This window comes from Methylocella sp. (genome assembly GCF_041905455.1).
Taxonomy (GTDB): Bacteria; Pseudomonadota; Alphaproteobacteria; order Rhizobiales; family Beijerinckiaceae; genus Methylocapsa.
Genome location: NZ_JAYRLA010000014.1, coordinates 66,495 through 89,521 on the forward strand (window position 1 = coordinate 66,495; position 23,027 = coordinate 89,521).

Annotated in this window: 24 protein-coding genes; 10 read left to right on the top strand and 14 right to left on the bottom strand. The window is 62.2% G+C overall.

Features of this window, described 5'->3' with window-relative positions; translation table 11 throughout:
• Positions 1–144: 144 nt before the first annotated feature.
• From ACE3OG_RS12475 to ACE3OG_RS12505, 7 genes are all read right to left on the bottom strand, one after another.
• Entirely contained in the window at positions 145–1,062 is a 918-nt protein-coding gene (locus ACE3OG_RS12475) for a LysR family transcriptional regulator (protein ID WP_374309112.1), read from the bottom strand.
• A 78-nt stretch (positions 1,063–1,140) separates the two neighbouring features.
• A complete protein-coding gene (locus ACE3OG_RS12480) occupies positions 1,141–1,674 on the bottom strand; it encodes an HPP family protein (protein WP_374309114.1) in 534 nt (177 codons plus the stop codon).
• 311 nt (positions 1,675–1,985) lie between these two features.
• On the bottom strand, positions 1,986–2,579 hold the full coding sequence (locus ACE3OG_RS12485; protein WP_374309116.1) for a DUF4142 domain-containing protein: 594 nt from the start codon (positions 2,577–2,579) through the stop codon (positions 1,986–1,988).
• 21 nt (positions 2,580–2,600) lie between these two features.
• Positions 2,601–4,505 (bottom strand): nitric oxide reductase activation protein NorD, encoded by a 1,905-nt coding sequence (locus ACE3OG_RS12490; RefSeq protein WP_374309118.1) that lies wholly within the window; start codon positions 4,503–4,505, stop codon positions 2,601–2,603.
• Positions 4,506–4,510: 5 nt separating this feature from the next.
• Positions 4,511–5,323, bottom strand: a complete 813-nt coding sequence (locus ACE3OG_RS12495) for a CbbQ/NirQ/NorQ/GpvN family protein (protein WP_374309120.1) — start codon at positions 5,321–5,323, stop codon at positions 4,511–4,513.
• 16 nt (positions 5,324–5,339) lie between these two features.
• Positions 5,340–6,686: a cbb3-type cytochrome c oxidase subunit I gene (locus ACE3OG_RS12500; protein ID WP_374309122.1), complete on the bottom strand. Its 1,347-nt coding sequence runs from the start codon at positions 6,684–6,686 to the stop codon at positions 5,340–5,342.
• 14 nt (positions 6,687–6,700) lie between these two features.
• Positions 6,701–7,153, bottom strand: coding sequence for a c-type cytochrome (locus ACE3OG_RS12505; RefSeq protein WP_374309124.1), 453 nt, complete (start codon positions 7,151–7,153; stop codon positions 6,701–6,703).
• 195 nt (positions 7,154–7,348) lie between these two features.
• Between ACE3OG_RS12505 and ACE3OG_RS12510 the strand changes: the two genes are divergently transcribed.
• The 3 genes from ACE3OG_RS12510 to ACE3OG_RS12520 are packed head-to-tail and all read left to right on the top strand — an operon-like array spanning position 7,349 to position 8,375.
• A complete protein-coding gene (locus ACE3OG_RS12510; RefSeq protein ID WP_374309126.1) occupies positions 7,349–7,912 on the top strand; it encodes a cytochrome c oxidase subunit 3 in 564 nt (187 codons plus the stop codon).
• A gap of 2 nt (positions 7,913–7,914) precedes the next feature.
• Positions 7,915–8,220 carry a cytochrome C oxidase subunit IV family protein gene (locus ACE3OG_RS12515; protein ID WP_374309128.1) on the top strand — a complete coding sequence of 102 codons (306 nt, stop codon included), beginning with the start codon at positions 7,915–7,917 and terminating at the stop codon, positions 8,218–8,220.
• Complete coding sequence (locus ACE3OG_RS12520; protein WP_374309130.1) at positions 8,217–8,375, top strand: hypothetical protein; 159 nt, start codon at positions 8,217–8,219, stop codon at positions 8,373–8,375. Before ACE3OG_RS12515 ends, ACE3OG_RS12520 begins: the two co-directional genes overlap by 4 nt.
• Positions 8,376–8,448: 73 nt before the next feature.
• Here ACE3OG_RS12520 and nirK read toward each other — a convergent pair whose 3' ends face one another.
• Both nirK and ACE3OG_RS12530 read right to left on the bottom strand, forming a co-directional pair.
• The gene (gene nirK / locus ACE3OG_RS12525; protein WP_374309132.1) at positions 8,449–9,912 is read right to left on the bottom strand and encodes a copper-containing nitrite reductase; all 1,464 of its coding nucleotides are present in this window, start codon (positions 9,910–9,912) and stop codon (positions 8,449–8,451) included.
• 79 nt (positions 9,913–9,991) lie between these two features.
• A complete protein-coding gene (locus tag ACE3OG_RS12530) occupies positions 9,992–11,173 on the bottom strand; it encodes an NnrS family protein (protein ID WP_374309134.1) in 1,182 nt (393 codons plus the stop codon).
• Between the two features lie 278 nt (positions 11,174–11,451).
• Between ACE3OG_RS12530 and ACE3OG_RS12535 the strand changes: the two genes are divergently transcribed.
• Entirely contained in the window at positions 11,452–12,168 is a 717-nt protein-coding gene (locus tag ACE3OG_RS12535) for a Crp/Fnr family transcriptional regulator (RefSeq protein WP_374309136.1), read from the top strand.
• On the opposite strand, the gene ACE3OG_RS12540 is transcribed toward ACE3OG_RS12535, so the two are convergent.
• Positions 12,101–12,487 (bottom strand): hypothetical protein, encoded by a 387-nt coding sequence (locus ACE3OG_RS12540; protein WP_374309138.1) that lies wholly within the window; start codon positions 12,485–12,487, stop codon positions 12,101–12,103. The two genes, ACE3OG_RS12535 and ACE3OG_RS12540, sit on opposite strands and share 68 nt — an antisense overlap.
• A 201-nt stretch (positions 12,488–12,688) precedes the next feature.
• Complete coding sequence (locus tag ACE3OG_RS12545; RefSeq protein WP_374309140.1) at positions 12,689–13,756, bottom strand: hypothetical protein; 1,068 nt, start codon at positions 13,754–13,756, stop codon at positions 12,689–12,691.
• 981 nt (positions 13,757–14,737) lie between these two features.
• Here ACE3OG_RS12545 and ACE3OG_RS12550 point away from each other — a divergent pair.
• The 3 genes from ACE3OG_RS12550 to ACE3OG_RS12560 all read left to right on the top strand — a co-directional run bounded on the left by ACE3OG_RS12550 (position 14,738) and on the right by ACE3OG_RS12560 (position 16,817).
• A complete protein-coding gene (locus ACE3OG_RS12550) occupies positions 14,738–15,556 on the top strand; it encodes a hypothetical protein (protein ID WP_374309142.1) in 819 nt (272 codons plus the stop codon).
• Positions 15,557–15,879: 323 nt separating this feature from the next.
• Entirely contained in the window at positions 15,880–16,254 is a 375-nt protein-coding gene (locus ACE3OG_RS12555) for a hypothetical protein (RefSeq protein ID WP_374309144.1), read from the top strand.
• Entirely contained in the window at positions 16,251–16,817 is a 567-nt protein-coding gene (locus ACE3OG_RS12560) for a hypothetical protein (RefSeq protein WP_374309147.1), read from the top strand. The genes ACE3OG_RS12555 and ACE3OG_RS12560 overlap by 4 nt, the downstream gene beginning before the upstream one ends.
• A gap of 48 nt (positions 16,818–16,865) precedes the next feature.
• Here the strand turns inward: ACE3OG_RS12560 and ACE3OG_RS12565 are convergent, their stop codons facing one another.
• The 3 genes from ACE3OG_RS12565 to ACE3OG_RS12575 form a co-directional block, all read right to left on the bottom strand.
• A complete protein-coding gene (locus ACE3OG_RS12565) occupies positions 16,866–17,336 on the bottom strand; it encodes a hypothetical protein (protein ID WP_374309149.1) in 471 nt (156 codons plus the stop codon).
• A 324-nt stretch (positions 17,337–17,660) separates the two neighbouring features.
• On the bottom strand, positions 17,661–17,885 hold the full coding sequence (locus tag ACE3OG_RS12570; RefSeq protein WP_374309151.1) for a hypothetical protein: 225 nt from the start codon (positions 17,883–17,885) through the stop codon (positions 17,661–17,663).
• Entirely contained in the window at positions 17,882–18,799 is a 918-nt protein-coding gene (locus ACE3OG_RS12575; protein WP_374309153.1) for an IS1595 family transposase, read from the bottom strand. The genes ACE3OG_RS12570 and ACE3OG_RS12575 overlap by 4 nt, the downstream gene beginning before the upstream one ends.
• 157 nt (positions 18,800–18,956) lie before the next feature.
• On the opposite strand from ACE3OG_RS12575, the gene ACE3OG_RS12580 reads away from it, so the two are divergent.
• The 3 genes from ACE3OG_RS12580 to ACE3OG_RS12590 all read left to right on the top strand — a co-directional run bounded on the left by ACE3OG_RS12580 (position 18,957) and on the right by ACE3OG_RS12590 (position 22,530).
• Positions 18,957–19,421 carry a hypothetical protein gene (locus ACE3OG_RS12580; RefSeq protein ID WP_374309155.1) on the top strand — a complete coding sequence of 155 codons (465 nt, stop codon included), beginning with the start codon at positions 18,957–18,959 and terminating at the stop codon, positions 19,419–19,421.
• A 711-nt stretch (positions 19,422–20,132) separates the two neighbouring features.
• Positions 20,133–21,092 (top strand): winged helix-turn-helix domain-containing protein, encoded by a 960-nt coding sequence (locus ACE3OG_RS12585; protein ID WP_374309157.1) that lies wholly within the window; start codon positions 20,133–20,135, stop codon positions 21,090–21,092.
• On the top strand, positions 21,061–22,530 hold the full coding sequence (locus ACE3OG_RS12590) for a hypothetical protein (RefSeq protein ID WP_374309159.1): 1,470 nt from the start codon (positions 21,061–21,063) through the stop codon (positions 22,528–22,530). The genes ACE3OG_RS12585 and ACE3OG_RS12590 overlap by 32 nt, the downstream gene beginning before the upstream one ends.
• Positions 22,531–23,027: the final 497 nt, after the last annotated feature.

The following is a 23,027-nucleotide window of genomic DNA, read 5'->3' on the forward strand; positions in this document are numbered from 1 at the left end:
GCTGCGTCGTGATCTTCAGCGTTTCCTCCGTCGACGCGCTCATGACGCATAGTTGCTGTCATACGCGTCGAACGACCGGAACATTCGTCGAATATTACTTGAAGATCCAATGAAAACATCTGAAGGCCTGATAGGGGCTTTCGATCAATTCGGGCGCAGGGCGCACTCGAGCTCCGCCTCGAGGTCAAAAGCCCGCGTCGCGGCGAGCAGGGCGGAAGCCATCGGCGGCAAGGGATCGCGGTCCGACAGCACGAGGCCGATCCCCTCGCTATGGACCGGGTCGACGAGGTCTATCGCCATGAGGTCGGGCGCGGCGCCGAAGACATAGAAGAACGTGTGCGGCACGATCCCCGACCAGTCGCCCTGGCGCAGATGCGAGCACACGCCGAGGAACGAGTTGCTGACCACCGTCGGCTTGATCGACACGCCGATCGAGGCCGCGAGCTTGTCGAGGATGCGGCGGTTCTGCATGTCGTCGCTCAGCAGGCACAGGCGCTCGGCCGCGGCCTCCGTCCATCCGATCGCGCCGCGCCCGGCGAACCGGTGGCCGCGGTTGGCGACGAAGACGTAGCGCTCGCGATAGAGCCGCGCCACGCGCACGTTCTCGAGCGGCTCGTTGTCGAGATAGGTGACGCCGCCGTCGATCTCGAAGCCGTCGAGCGCGCGCTGGATGGCCCGCGAGGTCATCGACAGGACCTCGACCCTCGCCGCCGGATGCGCCTTGAGGAAGCGCGTGGTGAGCAGGGAGATGGCGGGCATGGCCGCCGGGATCACGCCGAGGCGCAGGACGCCGGTGAGGCCGCGCCGCAGGCCGGTCAGGTCGTCGCGAAGGCCGGTGTAGTCGGTCAGGATCTGGCGGCCCCATGCGAGCAGCTTCTCGCCCTCCGGGGTCAGGCCGACGAAGCGGTGGTTGCGGACGACGAGCCGGACCTCGAGATCGGCCTCGAGCTTGAGGATCGCGGCCGACAGCGTCGGCTGGCTCACATGGCAGGCCTCCGCGGCGCGCGCGAAATGACGCTCCCTGGCGAGCGTGACGAAATAGGAGAGGTGACGGACCTGCATGGGCGTCGCATCCGGAAGATCGCACGGAAAAATCGCGCAGGACGACCGCGGCGGCGCTGCGCCCGCCGAATGCGCGGCTTATCGCATGGACCTGATCAATTTCTCCAATCGAAACGGCGCGCCCCTGTACGCCCGCCCCATAAGCGTGATGAACACGGCGCCGGCGAGGACGGGGGTGAAAAGAAACGGCCACGAGGCGCCGGCGAGGATGACGACGATCGGGTCCGCGCCCGCCGGAGGGTGCACGGTCTTCGTCAGCGCCATGGCGCTGATCGCGAGGCCGACGCCCGCCGCGAGCGCGAACGGGCCGTGTCCGAACAGCGCGAGCGCGGCGAGGCCGACGGCGGTCGCGACCAGGTGGCCGCCGATGACGTTGCGCGGCTGCGCGAGCGGGCTGTCCGGCAGGGCGAAGACGAGGACGCAGCTCGCGCCGAAGGGCGCGATGAGCAGCAGCCGCTCCAGCCAGGCGGTCAGGCTGGCGAGGCAGAAAATCGTGATGAAGCCGCCAAGGCCGGTGAGCGCCGCCTGCCGGAGGCGCATGGGGGCGAGCTGCGCCCGCAAAAAGGCGAGCGGCCCGGCGTCGATCGGTTTCGACGCGCGCGTCTCCAGCATAAGGCGTTCCTCCACCGCTTCCTGTCGCCGCCCGGACGCAGCTTCGACGTCGCCCCGGGCCGATGCGTTTGAGCGGTTGAAATGAGCGTCCGCGTCGCTTGCGTCCAATTGATCTTATGGAATGTTTGATAGAAAAAATTGATTGACGCCGAGGGCCGTCACGACTCCGGCGCGGCCGGCGACGCCAAGGCGTGACGAAGCGTGGAAGGCGAGCGGGCGACGGGCCACGCCGGGGGCGCTCGAACGGCCCGGCGGCGGGCGGTCCTGGAAAGGACGGCCGCTCAGCGCGAACTCGGTCCGCGCGTCATCGTTCAGTATTGCGGCGGCTGGCCGAGGGTCTCGGTCTTCAGGCCGTATTTGGCGCCGAGCGGCCGCACGCGATCGAACCGCTCCTGAATCTGCGCGAGGGAGAGGATGGCGAATTTGGCGAGGTCGTTCTCGGGGGTCTGCGAGGCCTGCGCCTGGTAAAGATCGACGAGCGCCATATGCGCGCGCCAATACCAGCGCAGGCATTCCCGGTCGAGCGCCTCGCCGGACAGGCCCTTGAGCGTCGCGATCTCGGCGTCCCACGGATGGGCCGCAGCGGCCGGCGCCCGCGCCGCCTTGAACCTGTCGGCGAGCGCGCGCGTCTTCTCGAGCTGCGCCGTATGGACGGCGACAAGATCTTCGCCGAGCGCCTTGACCTGCGCGTCGTCCGCTTTCGCGGCGCAGACGCGGCCGGCGTCGATCACCGCGGCGCTGAGGTTCTCCGCGTGGGAGAAGAAGGCCTGATCCTCCAGCGACAGCCCCTGTCCGGGCTGCGCCGGCAGGCGGGGCGTCGCGTCCGGCTTGAGGTTCGACTGACCGTAGGCGAGGACGGCGCTCGCCGCCAGGAAAGCCGCGGCGACAGGGAGCCTGTTCAACATGAGGCGCATCCTTCTTTGACGTCAGGTCGAGATCTGGCGATAGATCGCCGGCAGGGCCGACGGCAGCCGCGCCGCGTCGCCGACGATCCAGTAGGCGCCGCGGCCGAAGATATGAGGAAAGTAATCCTTGGCGCCCTCGTCGACGGTGACGCCGAACACGCAAAGCCCGCTCTTGCGCGCCTCGACGATGGCCATGCGCGTATCCTCGATCCCGTAGCGGCCTTCGTAATGGTCGACGTCGTTCGGCTTGCCGTCGGTGATCAGCAGCAGCAGCTTGCGCCGCTGGGGGCGCTTGGCGAGCCGCGCCGCGACATGGCGGACGGCTGCGCCCATGCGCGTGTACTGGCCGGGCTTCAAGGCCGCGATGCGGCGCGCGACGGCGCCGTCGAGACGCTCGTTGAACTCCTTGACGGTCGACACGCGCACATGCGCGCGGCGGCGCGAGGAGAAGGTGAAGACCGCATGCTCGTCGCCGCAGGCGGAAAGGCCGTGCGTCAGGGCGAGCAGCGCGCTCTTCTCGACGTCGAGCACGCGCGCGCCGCCGAGGAAGGAGTCGGTGGACAGCGAGACGTCCATCAGCGCGGCGAGCGAAAGGTCGCGCGCGGCCGGGCGCAGGGCGTCGAACAGGCGCTCCGAGCCCGGCGCGCCGGCGCGCCGGTCGGCGACGTCGCGCACCAGCGAGGCGAGGTCGAGATCGTCGCCGTCCGGCTCCCCGCGCAATTTCTGGCGGCGCGGCTGCAGCGCCTCGAACTGGCGGCGCACCTTGCGGATGTTGCGCAGGGCCGCCTCGTCCGGCGCCCACGCCTCGCCTTCCTCCTGCGCCAGTCCCGCGAGGACGCGGCAATGCGCCGGCAGCAGACGCCGCGTCCTGTAGTCCCATTCGGGATAGACGAAAGTTCCGACGAGCGGCGCGGAGGGCGCCGCCGAGGCGGCGAGGTCGAGGTCGACCTTGAGGCGCGTCGCGGCGCGCTTCGGATTGGCGGCGAGGGTGAGCTCCGGCGTGTCCTTGAGCGCCTGCTTCGCCGCGTGCGCGTCGTCGTCCTCGACCTTGCGGCCGACGTCGATCATGTCGGCGATGGTGAAGATCGTCTCGAAACGGTGCAGGATCAGCGGGTCTCCGCGCTTGCTGCGCTCGGCGCTCTTGCGCGTCGCCCGTCGCGCCGGCCCTTCCGCCGCCTCGCCGTCGCCGCCCGCCTCGTCCGCCGCCTCGCGCTCGCCGCCGTCGGCGTCGGGCGGCGCCTCGCCCCAGAGCGGGACCGGCAGATAGGTCCGGTAGCCGCGCGGCGCGACCGCCTCCTCGAGCACGCCCTCGCCGAGGATGAGCGGAAGGAAGGGCCCCGGCGCCTCCCGCTCGCCGCGCAGAAGGGCGAGGATCGCCGCTTCGAGCGCAGCTTCGACCGGCGGCGCGCGGCGGCGCGGCCGCGTCGAAAGGACCGCGCCGCAAAGGCGCGCGTGCAGGCGGCCGAGCCCCGGCCAGGCGGCGAGCGCCGCGCGCGTCGTCGCCAGCGCGGCGCGCAGGCGGGCGAGATCGGCGCGCAGCGGGTCGGCCTGCGGCGGCGGAGAGACGGCGTGCGCGAACCAGGCGCCGAGCCATTCGTAAAGGCCGGCGTTGTCCGCGCGGTCCGGAAAGAAATCGATGCAGGCGGGCAGGCGCAGGGCCCCGGCCGAGAGCGTCGGCGTCTCCAGCGTCTCGACGCCAAGGCCGACCGCCTGCCTGAGATTCAACCGGTGGCCGGAGACCCGCGGCGCGCTTTCGCCGACGACGACGCCGCCCCCGCCGCCGCAGGCGCGGAATATGAGGCCGACGCGCGCGCGCATCTCCTCGAGCCCGACCGCGGCCTGCGGAAAGGCGGGACAGCTGCGCGACGAGCCGATCAGGCGATGCCAGAAGAGGCCGACCGTCTCCTCGGGCTCGAAGATCGACATGGCGCTCAGCCCGTCGCGATTTCGGCGACGCGGGCGAGGCCGCGCAGGACTTCAGGATCGTCGGTCAGGGGCTCGAACAGGGCGGCGCGCAGCGCGCCGTCGTAGTCGAGCCCGTCGCAGATCAGCTTCGCGCAATGGACGACGAGGCGGGTCGAGGCGCCTTCCTCGAGGTCCTGTCCCTTGAGGCGGCGCAAGGCCTGCGCCGCCTTGACGAGCGGCGCGCAGCGCTCGCGCGCAAGGCCGCTCTCGCGCGAGACGATGGCGACCTCGGCCTCGAACGCGGGAAAGTCGAACTCGATCGCGACGAAGCGCTGCCGCGTGCTCGGCTTCAGGTTCTTCAGGATGTTCTGGTAGCCGGGATTATATGAGGCGACGAGCATGAAGCGCGGGTCCGCCTCGATGCGCTCCCCGGTGCGCTCGAGCGTCAGCGTCCGGCGGTCGTCGGTGACCGGATGCACCACCACGGTCACGTCCTTGCGCGCCTCGACCACCTCGTCGAGGTAGAGAATCGCGCCTTCGCGCATGGCGCGGGTCAGCGGCCCGTCGACCCAGACGGTGTCGCCGCCTTTCAGGAGATAGCGGCCGGTGAGGTCGGCCGCCGTCAGGTCGTCATGGCAGGAGACGGTGTGGAGCGGCCGGCCGAGCCGCGCCGCCATGTGCGCGACGAACCGGGTCTTGCCGCAGCCGGTCGGACCCTTGAGCAGGACCGGGAGCCGGTTGCGGAAGGCGCGCTCGAAGATCTCGCATTCGAGGCCGGCCGGCTCGTAGAACGGCGCGGACGGCGGCTCCGCCTGCGCCTCCTCGAAGGGCTTCAGCATGATCGACCGCCCTTCCTCATTCGGCCGGCTGCAGCGCCGCCTCGCGCGCGGGCGCCTGCTCGCGCGCCGGCCCGAAGACCGAGTAGATGAACATCAGCGCCGAGACGGCGACGAGCGCGCCGGCGCCGAGCCGCATCCAGTAGAACAGGGCGAGCTGCTCCTGCACCTCCATGTAGGCCATGCCCATGACCCGCTGCAGATGGGTCTGGACGACGCCGGCGAAGGTCAGCGTGAAGGTCATGAAGGCCATCGCCGAGGTCATGATCCAGAAGCTCCACATGTTGAGCAGCTGGTTGTAGGGCCGCACGTTGCGCAGATACGGCATGGCGTAGGTGATCATCGCGAGGTTCAGCATGACATAGGCGCCGAAGAAGGCGAGATGGCCGTGCGCCGCCGTCACCTGCGTGCCATGGCTGTAATAGTTGACGAAAGACAGGGTGTGCATGAAGCCCCACACGCCCGCTCCGAAGAAAGCGCCGATGGTGCAGCCGAGCGCCCACAGCATGGCGGCGTGGTTCGGATGGTCGCGGCGGCCCTTCCAGACCATGGTGAAGGCGAAGATCACCATGGCGAAGAACGGGGCGATCTCGAAGCTCGAGAACACGCTGCCGATCCACTGCCAGTAGCCGGGCGCGCCGATCCAGTAATAGTGGTGGCCGGTGCCGAGCAGCCCCGAGAACAGGGCGAGGCCGACGATGGCGTAGAGCCACTTCTCGACGACCTCACGGTCGACGCCGGTCATCTTGATCATCAGGAAGGCGAGGATCGAGGCCATCACCAGCTCCCAGACGCCCTCGACCCACAGATGCACCACCCACCACCAGTAGATCTTGTCGAGCGCGATGTTCGACGGATTGAAGAAGGCGAACAGCCAGAACACGGCGATGCCCCACATGCCGAGGAGCAGCACGTTGCCGATCGCGGTCTTGCGCCCCTTCAGCATGGTCATCGAGATATTGTAGAGGAAGATCAGCGCGACGACGACGATCGCGCCCTTGATCCACAGGGGCTGTTCGAGAAACTCGCGGCCCTCGTGGATGCCGAGGAGGTAGCCGCCGACCGCGACGAGCGCGCCGAACATCAGCAGCGCGAGCTGGACATAGGCGAGCAGCGGGCTCTCGATGTCGCGCTCCGCCTCCTCGGGAACCAGGTAGTAGGCGGAGCCGAAGAATCCCATCAGCAGCCAGACGATCAGCGCGTTGGTGTGGATCATCCGCAGGATGTTGAAGGGAATGAGGGTGGAGAGGAAATTCGGGAACACGTAGACGAAGCCGGCCAGCAAGCCGAAAAGCATCTGCGCGCCGAACAGGATCATGGCGCAGGCGAAATAGGCCAGGGCGACCTTCTGGGTCGGATATTTCATGAAAAAGGCTCCCCTCAGCCCGCCTTGTTCGGCGGCCAGCCCTGCGTGTTGACGCGGCTGGTGAACTCCAGAAAATCGATGAGGTCGTTGACGTCCTGATCGTTGAGATGGAAATCGGGCATCTGGCGGCGGCCCTCGACGCCGCTCGGCTGCGACCGCATCCAGGCGATCAGCGCCTCGCGCGCGCTCTTGGGGTCCTCGCGGCCGCCGTAGCGCACCCAGACGTTGCCGAGCTCGGGAGCGAAATAGGCGCCCTCGCCGAGCAGCGTATGGCAGTTGATGCAGGCGTTGCGCTCCCAGACATGCTTGCCGCGCTTCACGCCGTCGGTGAGCGTCGTCTCGTCCGTGCTGGTCGTGCGGATGTAGTAATGCGTGTGCGCCGTCAACGCCACGAATGTGACGAAGAAGAACAGCGAGCCGCCGTAGAAGATATTCCTGGCGGCTGCCTTGGTGAATCTTTCGCTCATCTCAGGGACGTCTCCCTCGCCTCGCGGGCGGACTTCGCCGCGGCGGCCGGCCGGACGGCGTGGGCGTCTCGTTCGCCTCGCTTCACCTTAGGCGGACGATTTTACCCGCTCTTTGCGCTACGACAAGGAACGAGCGCCGCCCGGCCCGGCTTATTGAGCGCGGCCGGCGCCGGGCGCCGTGAAGGACCATGCGCGATGAGCGAGAACCACGAGGAGGAGCCCGGCTGGGGCGCGTTGTCGGGCCTGCCCGGCAATCCCATGATGTGGATCCTGATCCTCGGCGAGCTCGCCGCCTTCGGCGCCTTCCTGCTCGGGCTGTGCGTCGCGCGCGCGCTCGATCCTGCGGGCTTCGCCGCGGCGCAGGCCCATCTCCACAGGACGCTCGCGGGAATCAACACGCTGGTCCTCGTCACCAGCGGCTTTCTGGTCGCGGCCGCGGTCGAGCTGCGCCGCAGGGGCGCGCGGGCGCGGGCGCCGCTCGCCGCCGGCGCCCTGCTCGGCGTCGCGTTCCTGGCGATCAAGGGCGTCGAATATTCCGATCTGTTCGCGCAAGGATTCGGCGTCGAGAGCGACCCCTTCTTCAGGCTCTATTTCCTCATCACCGGGTTCCACGCCCTGCACGTCGTATTCGGGCTGGTGATCCTCGTCATCGTCTTCTTCGCGGACAGCCTCGAGAACATGGAGACCGGGGCGGCTTTCTGGCACATGCTCGACATGATCTGGGCGCTCATCTTCCCCATCGTCTATCTGGCGCGCTGACCATGGCGGCGCTGGTCAAGGCCTGGGTTTTCCTGTGCGCGCTGACGCTGGCCGCGCTCGCGGTCGCCGCGGCCGGGGCGCTTCCCGGCGGCGGGCTGGTCGAGGTCGGCGTCGTCGCCGCCGTCGCCGGGCTCAAGGCCTCGACGATCCTGCGCTATTTCCTCGGGCTGCGCGACGCGCCGGCCGGCTGGCGAACCCTGTTCTCGGTCTATCTCATCCTGTTATGCGGCGCGGTGTTCGCGATCCACGCCGCCGGCGACGTGCTGCGGCCGGCGGCGAGCGCGCATGTCGAAAGGAAGGCGCGGTGAACGAGCAGCAGCTTGGCCTCGTCCTGTTCACGCCGGCGATCGTCGCCTTCATCGTCTTCATGCATCGGCGCGGCGCGATGAGCCTGCCCGGCGCGTTCGCCGCGGCGCTCGCCTCGATCGCCATCGCCGCCTTTCTCTTCCTCGCGCAGCAATAGGCCTCCCGAAGACGCGAAAGCCGCGGACCGGCGGTCCGCGGCTTCCTCTCGCGCAGCCGAAGGTCCCGCGCCGCTATTTCCTGGCCGGTCCCGCGTGCATCAGCTCGTCGTCCTTGGGACCGTCGACGATGAGGAAGCCGGCGAGGCCCCGCTCGGCGCGCGAAAGCGCGTGGTCGACGAGGATATAGCGTCCGGGCCGGTCCACCTTGAACTCGAGGACCGTCGCCGTGCCCGGGCCGACCGTCGCGCCCTGGACGTTGGTGATCGGCGGCGAGGTCAGGCTCGCGCCCTGGTAAACGCGGTCGAAGATCTCGCCGATGACATGAAAGGTCGAGGTGTAGTTCGGTCCGCCGACGCCGAAATAGATGCGCACCGTCTCGCCCGGCCGGGCGCGCAGCGGATGCGTCGCGGTGAGCGCGCCGACCGCGCCGTTGAACAGGAAATACTCCGCCTTCTCGGAGATCAGCTTGTCGTAGTCGAGCTCCTGTTCGCCGATCGAGCCGAAGGGCTTGGCGGTGTAGAGCTCGCTCTGCATCACGTAGAATTCGCGGTCGACCTGCGGCAGGCCGCCTTCCGGCTCGACGAGGATCAGGCCGTACATGCCGCTGGTGATGTGATGGGCGACGCTCGGCGTCGCGCAGTGGTAGACGTAGAGGCCGGGCGCGAGCGCCTTGAAGGTCACGACCGTCTCCTTGCCGGGCTCGGTCTGGGTGAAGGCGGCGCCGCCGCCCGGGCCCGTCGCGGCATGGAAGTCGACCGAATGGACCATGACGCTTTCCGAAGCGTTCTTGAGATGGGTCTCGACCGTGTCGCCGACGCGCACGCGCAGCATCGGGCCGGGCACCTTGCCGTTGAAGGTCCAGTAGGTGTAGCTCGCGCCGTTGTCGAGCCGGCCTTTCAGCTCGACGGTCTCGAGATCGACGCGCACGACCTGCGGCTGGCGCGTTCCGATCGGCGGCGGCACCTCGCTCGGATCGCGGGTGATGTCGGCGGCGTCCGACGTCTCCTTGGAGCGCGGGCCGGCGGCGACGACGAGGCGCCCCTCCATGCCGGCCGCCCGGTGTCCCGGCACCGAGCAGTAATAGGCGAATTCGCCGGCCTTGTCGGCGACGAAGGAGAATACCGAGCTCGCGCCCTTGGCCACCACGCGGTCCGAGCGGGCGGCGTATTGGTCGACGACGACGTCGTGCTCGGCGCCCTCGCCGTTGACGAGGTTGATCTGGACGGTCTCGCCTTCATGGACGTTCAGTTGCGGATTGACCTTGCCGTCGATGGCGCCGCCAACGCCGATATAGACCATGCGGCCGTCGGCGATGCCCGATCTCAGCGTGAACGCCACCGGCGTGTAGAGATGCGATTGTCCGGGCGCCGCCGCGTCCCCGTGCGGATCGGCGTGGGGATCGGACGTGCGGGCCTTCTGCGCCTGCGCGGCCGCGGCGGGCGCGCCCTCGTGGTCGTGGCTCATGGCCTCGGCCTTGGCGCCCGCAGCCATGAGCAGCAGGGACGCGCAGATCGCCAGTCCCTTTCTTAAAAACATGATCGAAGCCCTCCAGGAATGCGTCTTGCGACATTGTCGCCGCGCTCACGCCTTGGGCTCTTTGCTCCGGCGCAAACACTCAGCGGGACGCTCGCGGTTTCGTGAGAATCGGCCAGTAGAGGACGGCGAAGCCGAGGAACGCCGCGCTCCAGGCGAAGCCGGCGGCCAGGAGGAGCGTGAAGCCCCATTCGGGCAGGAGCGCCGCGGCGACGCGGGCGAGCGCGGCGACGACGGCGAGGACATAGACGAGCCGCAGCGGCGGCGAGGCGAACAGGGCGCGCCCGGTGTGGCCGAGGCTCGCCCGCGACATGATCGCGAGCGTCATCACGCCGATCGCGCCGGCGCCGAAGGCGTGCGTCCCGGCCGAAGACGAAACGAGGTCGAACGCCGCCGCGGCGGTGAGGAGGAAGCCCATAGGAATGAAGGCGTAGGCGACGTGCAGGATGAGCACGAGGGCGTCGGCGCCCGTCCGGTCCCCCGCCCATCGCGACAGCCTGAACGCCTGCGCCGCGCCGGCGAGGCCGGCGAGGAGGCCTGTGACGAAGGCATGCGGCGCAAGCGTCCAGGCGGCGAGGGCGAGGGCGCAAAAGCCGGTCGAGGCGGCGTCGAACCGTCCGGCGGGGACGGGCAGCCGGCCCGGATTCTCGCGCGCCAGCCAGTTGCGGGTGAAGCTCGGGACGACGCGCCCGCCCACGACGATGATGAGCATGATCGTCGCCGCGAGCCCCGCCCGCGCGCCATAGACCGCGGCGCCGCGCAGATGGCTCTCGAGATGGAAAGCGACGTCGCCGATGAACAGGATCGTGACGAGGGCGACGGCGACGAGGTTGCGCCAGTTGCGGCCGGCGACGATCTCGCGGGCGACGACGGCGCCGAGGGTCAGCGGAAACAGGCAGTCGACGAGGGCGGCGAACGCCCAGCCCGTGACGCCCGAGAAGAAGACGGCGACGCGCCCCGCCGCCCATAGCGCGGCGAGCGCCGCGAGCGGGCGGCCCTGCAGCGGCAGGCGCCCGGTCCAGTTCGGCACGGCGGTGAACAGGAAGCCGGCGATCGCCGCCGGCGCGTAGCCGTAGAGCATCTCGTGCATGTGCCAGTCGAGCGGCGCGAAGGCGCTCGGAACGCCCGCGCCGCCGAGGTAGACGGCGAGCCAGAGCAGGATCGCGCCGCCGGCGTAGATCGAGCCGAGCAGGAAGAACGGCCGGAAGCCGTTGGAGAGCAGCGCCGGGCCGTCATAGATCCTGAGGCGGGGAATGGGCGGCATCGAAGAATGTCCGGACGATGGGCGCGGGCGCGCCCTGTTGCGGGAGAAAGAGCCTGCTTTCGGCGCGTTCTGGAAATTTTTCGTCGCCTTTCGCCAAAAGGCTCGTACGGATAGGCTCGGGCCGCGCGCGAGGCCGCAAGCCCGTCGGCGCGATTCGTCGCGCCGACGGACGCGAGCCGATATGGCTGACGGCCTTAGGACAGTTCCGCGCCCGCGCCTTTGCGCGACGGCAAACTCGCGGCGTCGCGCTCCGCCGAAGCGAATCGCAAGGATCGTCGATGGCCACGCTCGACCGCTCGCTTCTCGCCAACGTTCCGATCTTCGACGCCTATGGCCCGCGCCAGCTCGACGACATTCTGGCGAGCGCGCGCGCGATCCGCCGGCCGCGCGGCGCGATCCTCTTCGAACAGGGCGAGGAGGCCGTCTCGTTCTTTCTCGTGCTGCACGGGCGTCTGCGCGCGGCCAAGCTGACGCCGGCCGGCCAGCAGGTGGTCGTGCGCCATGTCGGCCCCCGCGAGTTCTGCGGCCTCGCGGTGGCGATCGGCAAGACGACGTATCCGGCGACGACGCAGGCCGTGGCCGACAGCGTCATGCTCGCCTGGCCCTCGTCGATCTGGCCGGACCTCTCCCGCAAATATCCAGGTCTGGTCGAGGCGATGCTTCAGGTCGTGGGCGAGCGCCTGCTCGACGCCCATTCGCGGGTTGTCGAGATGGCGACCGAGGCGGTCGAGCGCCGCGTCGCCCACGCCCTTCTGCGCCTCGCCCAACAGGCCGGAAAGCCGGTGAAGCAAGGGGTCGAGATCGATTTTCCGATCAGTCGTCAGGATGTGGCGGAGATGGCCGGCACGACCCTGCACACGGTCAGCCGCGTCTTCAGCGCGTGGGAGAGCCGGGGCCTGATCGAGGCCGGGCGCCAGCGCGTCGTGATCAGGGATCCGCACGGACTTTACGCGCTCGCCGAGGGCGCGGCTTCGACGCAAGCGCCTTCTCGATGACCAGGCGCAACGCGGCGGCGTCCAGGCGATGGGCTTGCGCCGCATAGTCGAGGGAATGCAGGCGGGCGAAGGGGCACCCCGGACACAGGAGCCCCTGGTCCAGGAAAACGCGCAGGACCGCCGGCGACCGGCGCATGAGGGCGTCAACCGAATCGTCTGCGCGTCTTCGCATCCCGGGCCTCCCGCGGGCGGCCCTGAATCTAGCCCGGAGCCGGCCGCGCCCGTTTGCGCGCCGACAATATCGCCGCATGTCCCGCCGGAGGCCAGTTCGGCCGTCGCGTTTCGTCCGGCGGCCTTGGCGCCCGGTTTCATCCTGCATGGCGGGAATTTGGAGCGCCAGAGAGGATAAAACTGGGCACTCTTATGTGATTGATTTTCCCATTGATTTATAAAGGTACTTTCAATTAAGCCCATCTTTGTAAGTACGCTCTCGACCGCGAAGTTGTTTATCACGGTTCGCGAAACGAAGCCCGACAAAATAGCGCTCTTTTATCGCATCACCTTGATCAACGATACTGTACTAATTGACAAGCGGAAAAGCGCCTATCTCAAACGCATTGTAGCTACCATTGTGAAAATAATCGTCAAAATCTACCGCGTATATTGAAAAATCTAGACACGCGTTTATCATTTTTTCTTCTATGAAATTGGTTGCAAACATCGGGTCAAAGCAACCATCTGGGCCGACTTGGTTATATCCAAATTTGGCCAACTCTGCAGTTACTGTTGGAATTTGGGCAAGACGTTGATGATTACAATATCCAACCTCCTTATGCAAAGACACAAGTTGCTTGAGCACTGCAGATTGTTGCTTTGGTACATCGAAAAATATACGACCAAAGCACTCAAGGTAAAATATGTCATCGTATGGAAAGTCTAATTTATAAGTGCCGAGGACACAGGAAGTTCTGTATGGATGATCACCAAATACATCGCGTACCTTGGTTTTCCGGAAAACGATTGATGAACCACGCCATTTGACTGTAGTGGTTCCGTCCCCGTGATAATATGGATCAATCCCGATTGTGATACGTTTTACCATATTACTACGAACGTTGTTTCCTGCAAGATATTTGCTCCTATCGCTATCTGTATAGTATGCGACAGAAATTAAAAGTTCATTCCTATCAAATACATCAATGTTATCGTCACTTGTTCTTGGGACGCCTAGAATCGATCTAGCAAAGTCTTTTGACGACCGCCCTGGAGGAACAATCGCTTCCATGTCTTCAAGCGGATTAGGTTTAACGTCGCCAAGAGTGTTTAGCATTCTTAATATGATTTGCTGCTTAAATTCGTTGCTGTAATCTGGCGAAGATAAAATCTTGTTACAAAGGATCGATAGTGTGTTTTGAACAATAGCTAAGTGATCAGCATTAGGGTATGAATGTAGAACATCGGTAGTAATTGTATCGATATCGCCAACAGCTTTGACATTTCCTAATTTGAGAAATGTATTAACCTGCCCATCGATCTTACCTTTAATATCAGTCGTTATCTGTGCAATTGGATCGGGGCACTTGTCGTCGGCGCGGGCCATAATAGGCGCTACTATCAGCAAAAAAAAAGTTAGAAGAACGCGCATCATTGTGACCTCCATTAAATCGCAATGTATCCCAGTCCTCCAGGTAGCTCCTTCTCGCGAAGCCTCACGTAGCCGCCTGCAATCAGATGACAATCCTTTGATACTTTATCGAGCATCATCTGGTCGCCGAATGTCGTAACCGCGTGGTGCATCTCTCGTGCGCTGCCATAAACTAAGCATTCTCCAAAGTGGCTCCGTTTTCAAGATGGGCTGTGCTCTCCGAGGTAGGCGCGCCCGCGAGCACCCCGTACGGAGCAGCTTCGACGCGGCACGGTGAACCACAGCGCCAAACGCGAGGCGAGGGAAACGGCAACGACGCCGATCAGCGCGCGATCGCGCAGGCCGACTATCAGGGAGACGTCGATCGGCAACGGGCAACCAACGTTTCAGCTGCATGTCGAGACCGGGGCCCTGTCGCGTTGAGAGATGCTCCGCCCGCGCATGGCGCGCAACGCGTTCCGTCAGCCAAACCTCCGTTCAAATGCTCGCCGAGCAGCGCCCGAACGTCTGGAAAAGAGCTAATCAGCTCTGGCCGCGACCCGGCTTTCCGCCTTTTAGTCGACGTTTATTCCTCGCAGCGGGAGGCAGCGGGAGATGACCAATTGGTGACCAAGACTGCAGAACCATCTCATGTTAAACTGAAGATGGCGCGCCCGGCAGGATGAAACTGGGCACTCTTATATGATTGTTATTCCATATATTTCGTGAAAACGCGTTCGTCGGAGCCCAGCGACCAAGGGCCGTTAGTCGATCACTGCCCTTGCCGATCCGTCTGGACGGACGCGATAATGTTGGTGCGCATGCCCACGGCGACGAAGCCACGCCCTTGAACTTATCTCCGACGGCAGTACTCTATCGCGACCGCCGTCTTTTGGCGGCGCAACAAGAATACTTTATTTTCTACGTCTCGTACAGATCAAAATTTTCTGTATCGGGTACAGCCCCGAGGTGATCGTCCCGGTACAACATAACAGGGGGGATTCTATGAAATTGCAATATCGTGCTGTCGAGTCGATATTAACAATGTTGGCAGTAATATTATTTACTTCGAGCGTTCAAGCGGAAACATTTCAGCGTCTCCTGATCCTTCCCCAGACAATTACAATTGCCGGCGGCGGGTTTGATACACTTGATACTCATTGTCTTGATGAATTCTCCCATGCTCCGCGCGGCGGCGCAACGTACGCCTACGCTCCCAGCGATCTGGGTAGCGCAACAGTTACCGTCGGATCTGGTCCTCCGCTTACGCTTCAGCAGGCGATTGATGCAAAGAAGATCCGGCTCGAAGGGTTTGGCAATCGAGGGGACAATGGCACCCTCCAATTCGCTGACAGATTCGACAAAATTGGAATAGTAAGTCTTGTTCCAAACGCGGAGGTAAAAATATCGGTACCCTCGCCCTCCATAATAGCTCCGAATCAAGATTATCCTGTTGATGATTTGCGTAATATCTATCCACATATTATCGATGAGACAAATTCACTAATGGCCATGATGAGTAAAGAAACAAAAAATCTCCGTGGTCAGGAGGAACTCGATACAAAGCGTGATATTTTATATTCTGGGCAGGAAAATATTTTGAAACTTCGACAACAGAATGCCGCTCATGAGTTATCGACAGATGAGTTAAAGCGATTGTCGTCAATAGGTATTCGGACGGACGAGAGTGAATTTTACAACGAGATCGTAAAGGCTGGTTTGGGACAAGATGGAAAGGGGGGGGGGGGCTTTTGCTCATGCGGGCTGATACGAGGGAGGGCCCGGTCCACGCATTGTATACTGGCATCGGACTGCCTATACTGAGCGAACCTTATGGATCACTCGGGGCGTTATATCAGAGCCTGACAAAAGCGTGGAGCGCGCATTTCGCAGGAACCAGGCCGCGGATCTCGTTCGGAGGCATGGGAACTCCCAAAGACTTCGACACATCTAGCCTGATGATGGCCGCGGCCGGGTCGGGAGGCGGTGGCTCTGGCTTTGACGTTGTACAGAATGATGTCTTCCCGGAACCCGAAATGCCATGGCAGCCATTTGCAGTTATGACGGAAGTCGGCAAAAGTCTCATGGGCTCACCACCAACACCGCCACCTTCGGGATCAAGCGGTGCCGGCGGGGGAGGCGGTGGGTTGGCGACCCTCGCGGCAACGCCGCGCGGCGGCCCGTATAAGTACAACCAAAAATTCGAGCGGGGTGAGGTCACCGCATATGCTAGGCAAGAATTAACCATTAGCTATATGGCCGCAGCCATCCGTTCTTTCATTCGCAATCTAAGCAGCTCTTCTCTCCGCGGTGCGGAGGCAATGAATGCGCTGCATGCTGAGGTCGAAGAAGATTTAGATGACTTGTACGATTCAGTAATTGGGCTGCGGGGCATCGAGGCCGGGGGGCGGCCGGGTGCATATCTAGAAGGCACCATTGACGGATCATCAGGGCAATGGCGGATGGCCCTCCGCTTCGAGAACGGTACAGTGAAAATTGATCTCGCGGAGATCAAACCATGACGGAGTCCATCTCGCCAGCGCGGCGTTCGATCAGGTTGCAAGACTGTGTGTTGCTTTGCTGCCTACCGCTGCATGAAGAGGCGTTTTGGCGCGCGAAAGCGCGGTCTGAGTTTTGCTCTTCGTTTACAACTTGGAAGGAATACGAGCGTCTTTTGTATGCTGATAAAAGGATGCGCCAACTAAAAGTGCTCTCAGACAATGGATTGAGGGGCACTGACTGGGCTTCGTTCGCCAATTTCAAACGGGTAGCGCTTGAAAATTCGCCACTCGTTTGTATTGCTGGCCATTGTGTGGATAACATAGCAATAGAGTTCTCCGACCGCGTTGTTGGCATTGAAGAAATAGTTAAAGCGCTTCCATCTCATTTTGATGGCGTTCTGGATGTAAGTGCTTGTGGTCCGGAGGGTTTCTCAGAGTTCTGCAAAACACATTGCCCTAACTCCATTGTAAAGTCATTGGAGGTTGTAATACGGTCGGATTTTGTGCTTCTGTATTATGTTATTTTGTTCGAGGAAATTTTGGATCCTATATACGTGTATGACTTAGCCGAAAGGGAGGCATGAAAAAGCCCGGCGCGATGGCCGGACTGTCTTTGATCGTTCTGAATGCCGCTATTCAATTTCTGGCAGATGCCCCGCGACATCTCGCTTTGCCATCTCCGCGCTTTCGGCGTCGCCGTCGTAGGGTGCAGACGGGTCGTATCCAGCCGGCACATATTCCTTATCCGCGATCCAATAGCCAAATTGCGGGAGCCTCACGATGCGGTCCTTCATCCGCCACAACATGGTGGACAAGACCATTTCAGGATCAGTTCCTTCAATACGAAGCCCTTTGGACGTCAACGCCCTGAAAAGCTCCGATCGCGACACAGGCTCACCGGCTCTTTGAATGATTTCGCGGGCGACCTCTGCAACAAGCTCTTTTTTTGAATTGCCCCTCGGCCGTTTTGACGGAACACCGTAGCTGTCTTCGTCAGGTAAGGGCGCGGACGAAGGAGGCGGGTTCAAATCCTCATATGCGGGCAGTCTGTGAGCATCGGCGAACTCATGCCAATCAGCAATGAACGTATCGACGCGCTTCATTTCTTTGCGCCATTCTTCGAGCTGTTGCTGGGCGCGATGAATCTTATTGTATGAATGCGGCGGCCTGAAAAACGGAAAGCCCGCCGCGACGTACCAGGTCGCAAGCGGGCTCCATTAGGTAACCGGACGTGGGGACCCCTTGCAAAGGCACCGGTCACGTCTAGCGATTACGGGGTCTCTATATCATAGAGACCCCGGATTGTCCAATGCGGTGCCGAACCGCAGGAGGACACGATGGTCTGGGTTGATCCCTATCATCGCATCCGCTTCGGCAAGCTGGAATACGTCCGCGGGCATTTCCGCGGCCTTCCGGCCTAATCGGCATTAGTCGCCATCGGGCTTGCGTTGGCGGCCCGTAGGTGACGCACTGACGCTCTGTTTGCGTTCTGGCCGTCGGGGAGGCTCATTCTCCGGCGGCTTTTTTTGCTTCGAGCGCTCCACGCTCTCGGCGACTTCTCTCGGGTCGACGCCTGTGAAGCGCTCAAGCGCCTCCCCGAAATCCATATCAAGCTTGAGGGGCGGCTCAAGCTTTTTGCCCTTGTTCGTCATGCGATGAGGGCCTTGTATGTCAGCCTGCCTTCGACGCACGCGAACATGTCATTCATGCGCGGCGTGACGCGCATTTCGCGGCGATTGAACCGCCACGTCATTTCGTCAACGTACCGCTGCAAATGCTTCGGCGAAACCCGGTGGTGAATGCCGACGATCTGGCGCTTGAGCAGCGCCCAAACGCTCTCAATTCCGTTCGTATGGACGAAACCTCCAAGTCGAACGTACTCGCCCTTGCTATGATTGACCGTCAAGTGATTGAAATCGCGGTCGAGGCCGATGAAGGCGCTATCTTCGTCGGTCAGCACAGCTGATCCGGCCTTCACATTTCGACGAATGTTCCCCTGCAACGTCTTGGCCTTAGCGTCGCCGACATGCTCGGCGCGAAGCTCGCCGTCGCGTTCGATGACGCCGAGCACAACGGCCTTGTTCGCGCCGCCCTGCGACCCCGGCGTCTTCTTGTCGGCGTGCTTGTTCTTCTCCTTGCCACCGACGAATGTCGTATCGGCCTCAACGTCGCCCTTTAGAGGCGCGTTGAACGACGCGGCGCGGGCCGCATGGCGGAGGCGATGAAGGACGAACCACGCCGTCTTTTGCGTGATCTTCAGGTCCTTGGCGAGCGTAACGCTGGCGATGCCCTTCGGATGGTTCGTGATGAGCCAAATGGCCATGAACCACTTGCGGAGCGGGAGCTTGGTATCCTCGAAGATCGTTCCGACCTTGATCGAAAAGCGAGCCTTGCACGCCCCGCACTTGAATGTCTTGCGGTCGGAAAAGTGATAGACGCGATTGTCGCCGCAATGCGGGCAGAACTCGCCATCGCGCCAGCGGATCGCGCGGAGATGATCGACGCACGCCTGTTCGTCCGGGAAGGCTTCCATCAGGTCGAAAAGGCTGTCGAAATTCTTGAGCACGCGCCGTCTCCTTCAACGAGAAGACAGTACCCCAATCAGGCGATTGGGTCAAGCACGTATATAGATCCCGAAATTTTCTGCCGTGGGACATGGGGAGAAGCGACCGTTGCCGCCGTGTCGCGGTTCGCTAGAGCGCGACTAAGAATGGAGCAGCGACATGTCTGACTTATTGCGATCTGCCATGCCGACGCCCGAGATCGATTCATTTATGAGCGCTGTGAGTCAAGCTTATGATCTCAGCGAAGATCAAATCAATCGACTTTTTCTCGGGAAGAAGCAAGAAAAGACAGGAGAGTCTCCCGATCTCTCTCTTACGCCTGCCTCATCTAAGAGAATTATGGCGGCGAAAGAGAAATTGATAGAATTTATGATCAAAATCCGCTCTGAAAATGACCACAAAAATTCTGAAACCAGGCGATATCGGAGATTCTACGTGATTATTGGTGTATCTGTATTATTCGTGATAGCAGTTGTTGTAATAACAATTATTCTTAGCGACGGCATTGCTGTACTATTTCTAGGAAATTGGGGAGTTGCTGCAACGTATATAGGCTTTCTTATTGTCGCATTGAGACAGCAGACACTGTGGCACCGACTCGATATCAATGCACAATTGAGCTAGCTCATGCTGGCCGTAATCACTACGATTGACGATCCAAAGCACGCCGCCGCACTGGCGAGCGTTTTTCGCGATCAACTGAATGGAAGCTTCAGTGACATGAATAAGGGTAACACGAGCGATCCGGCGCGGAAAGCAAAACCAAGGCCAACACGCGGTTAGCCGAGTGAAGCAGCAGCGGAGACTATTGCACGTTCCTCAACAAGTACCCAGTTTTGTTCCAGAGTGGCGCGAAAATGGCGCGTCGGAGAGGATAAAGTTGGGCACTCCTATTGCGCCGCGCCCATCTATTTTTAAAGTGCGCGTTGCGGACATTGGGCGGTGATGCGAAAATAGGCGCCGCAAGGAATGCAGAAAGCAGCTCGCACCTCGTCGCGGACGCCTTTGGGACGCGAACGTTCCGAAACGAATTTCACGGACCCCTCGATTGCAAACCATGCTCCGACATTGTCCACTCCTCTGATGTCACGGACAAGCCCAAATAGTTGCGTTCTATATATTTACCTTGGTAAATTGGCGTTAAGCTCCGATTCCTCATCTCTGTCGGTAAGTGCTCGCTCCGTCGAGGCCGGACTTCGGGCTTGGATGTCTCGCTGGCCCCGTTTGGGCGCTCTTCCAAGAAGGACGCATATCCGAGCAGGAGCTTGATACCGGACGATAGTTGTCCGGATCCGTCGGCTCGGCTATAGTTAAATCCCTCGTCAGAGTGACCACGTGGATGCATACTTGGACATTGCGAGAATTGTTCTAAGGTCGGAACGGCGACCGCTGACGCCTCGTGCCATCCTCGCTATCGCATATCAGTTGGGCATCGTCTCCCACAACCTCCACGGCCGGACTCAGCATAAAACGCTCGGTGCGCGTCTCAGCGAGGATCTGGTGAAGCGGAGCGACCGCAGCTTGTTCTTCAGGCCCGGGCCGGGCAAATTTTTCCTCCGCGAATTCCTGACCGATACCTCGCTTCCCGAGGAATATCGGCGACCCGTTCCAACACGGCGCCGCTTTCGAGAGCTCGTCATGGGAGCGGCCCTCGCGCTCGACGAGAAAGCGTTGACGCGGTTTGGAAGGGACAAGCCCATCGATCCGGACGCGATCTTGGAGCTGCTTCAGTCCGACGAATGCCGATACGAAGACCCGCGGCACCGGTCGGAAGGCAGCGTCTTTTTCCGTGCTTTCGTCTGCGTGCAGCGCGGTCAACAGGTGCTCACCTACCGCCTAGGACGATATCGCGAGGACCGCGACTCGTTCATGTATAAGCGGTGCATCGGCTTCGCGAGCCTTGTGCACGATTTCGAACACACGCTGTTCAACACTGAAGACTTCGGCATCGTCGATTCCGGCGTGCATGCGACCAAGGTGGACCTCGACATCCCCGAGGTCGCCGAAGAGCCGGAGAACGAAATTCGCCATGGCCGTCTGTCTCATTTTATCTGGGCATCCGGCCAAGGTGGCGGCGACTTGCTTGCGGTGATCTGCTATGAGTGCCCGACTTGGTTCGAGCCGACAAAAAGAAGATTGGCTCTCAACGACATCGGGTGGCTTGACGATCCCTCGTCAGTGAATGATGTAGACGATTTCGACCCTTGGTCGCAGCGGGTCTTGCGGAGCGCCGTCGAAGGGCGACTCTGCCCGGGGAAGCAACGTGCGAGGTCCGAGACGGCTCATTCTCGATAGGGTCGAGACCGACTACATCCGGTCCCAGATCGATTCCGGCGACAACGTCCGGATCAAGAGCGCTCTTCAAAGCCTTAGCAAGTCCTACCGACGCGGCCGGACGGTCCATCCCTCTCAACTCATTGGCCTTGTGAATTCCGTCACGACCACCGCTTTCCGTCCCACCATTGACGAAAAGGTGCGGCGCTGGGTGCTCAACGCCCTTGCCAGAGTTGGAGATGCTGGCACCTGCATCCCCGCCGTTCAACACCTGATCAAAAACCATCCCGACGAGCCACAGACGGTCGCCGCCGGCGTCGCTGCAATCTACAAGCTTTGTATTCGATCCGACCCAGCGAAAGCGCTTGCTAGGATCAACTTCGACCCGCAAATGCGTACGCTCGCTGCCTTGCAGCATATCCCGGCGACCCAGCTCGACCTCAAGGAGCTTCCGCTCGACGTCGAGCGGGCGACACCCGATCTTTTGAAACTCGCACTGATTGTCGTCGGTCTCGACCGGTCGCCTGAGAACCTCCTGAACCCGCGCCACAGCGATGCGGAGATGGTTAAGGCCCTAGGGACGCACCATGATCCCCTCGTCTCGCAATACTGCGTCTGGGCGATCACTGAGAACGATAAGCTCCGGGTAGTTCACCTGGGAATCGATCTGAAGGACATAGAAAACCATCCAGACAATGTTCGCGGTTGGCTGTTTCAGCTGCTCGCCATTGAGGCCACCGCCGCGCAGCCATACTGGGAATATGTCAGCTTGGGCATGGGTGATCCATCTGTCGAGGCGCGAAAGGGTCTCGCGGTCGGCCTGCGCAACACGTTCGTGGATATCTTCGAGCCTCTCGTCATGGAGTGGGTGACGACTGAGCCGGACGCGGAGGTCCGCCAGCACATCATGGATCACATCGTGCGCCAAGCGCGGCACAGCCGACGGTATCATCTTTACGCCGTTGAGATTTATGATGGCGAGCCCCCGGGCTCTCTGCTCCGCAACAGCATGGAAGCGAGCGCCATACAGACGCCTATCTATGCGGTCTTCCGGCAGATCGGCGCCGGCGCACAGGGACTCTTTGGAGGAATCACGATGGTCGACAAGCAATATAACATCGGAAACCTGAACGCGGGGGCCGTTGGCTTTGACAGTTCGCCCGCCGTCAATTACGGGGCGACCAACGTCCAGGTGCTATCGCAGCAGCAAGTCCAGGCGATCGAGTCTGAACTCGCGAAGCTGGAAGCCGCCTTGCACGATACGACGGGGTTGCCGCAGGAGAAGAAGCACGAGGCGCTGACGTACGTTTCCGAGGCGAAAGAGGATCCGTCGCCGTCCAAGGTTGGCAAGGTCATCGAATTCGTTGAACATCTTGGAACCCTGGCCGAGGCGGGAACTGCGCTAGCCCCCTATGCGGCGGCGCTCGGCACAGCTCTGGGCGCGGCGCTGGGTATGTGAGCAGCCTTTACGGCTAAGGACGCCAACGATCGGAGTTGCGTCGTGGAGCGATTGGGTTCTCGTCATGTATTTGTTGCCGTTTTATCTGCATTCTTTTTAACGAGAGATCAGGATCGCATAGGCGCGGCTCCGTTCGTCGCGGTCCAGTCCGACGCCGAAATTTCTTTCTCCATCACCTTCGCTATTACAATGTAAGGTTCGTATTATGCATTTTTATTGACAATGTCAGGATTGGCGCCTAGGCTCCGACTATGCGCGATGATATCCACAAACGTGTACCCCGGCCTCCAGCGACCCAACGCTGGGTGCGCATGGCTGTGAATGACGCCGATCGTACCGCAGGCCGTTCTTTCGAGGCGTGCGAGGGCGCCTGAACCGCCCCGAGTTTTTTAGACGCCCTCGGCTTGCATTTTGTGCTGCCGTTCGAACTCGGCGGGCGACAGCATCCCGTTCCGCGCGTGCTTGCGGGTCGGATTGTAGAACATCTCGATGTAGTC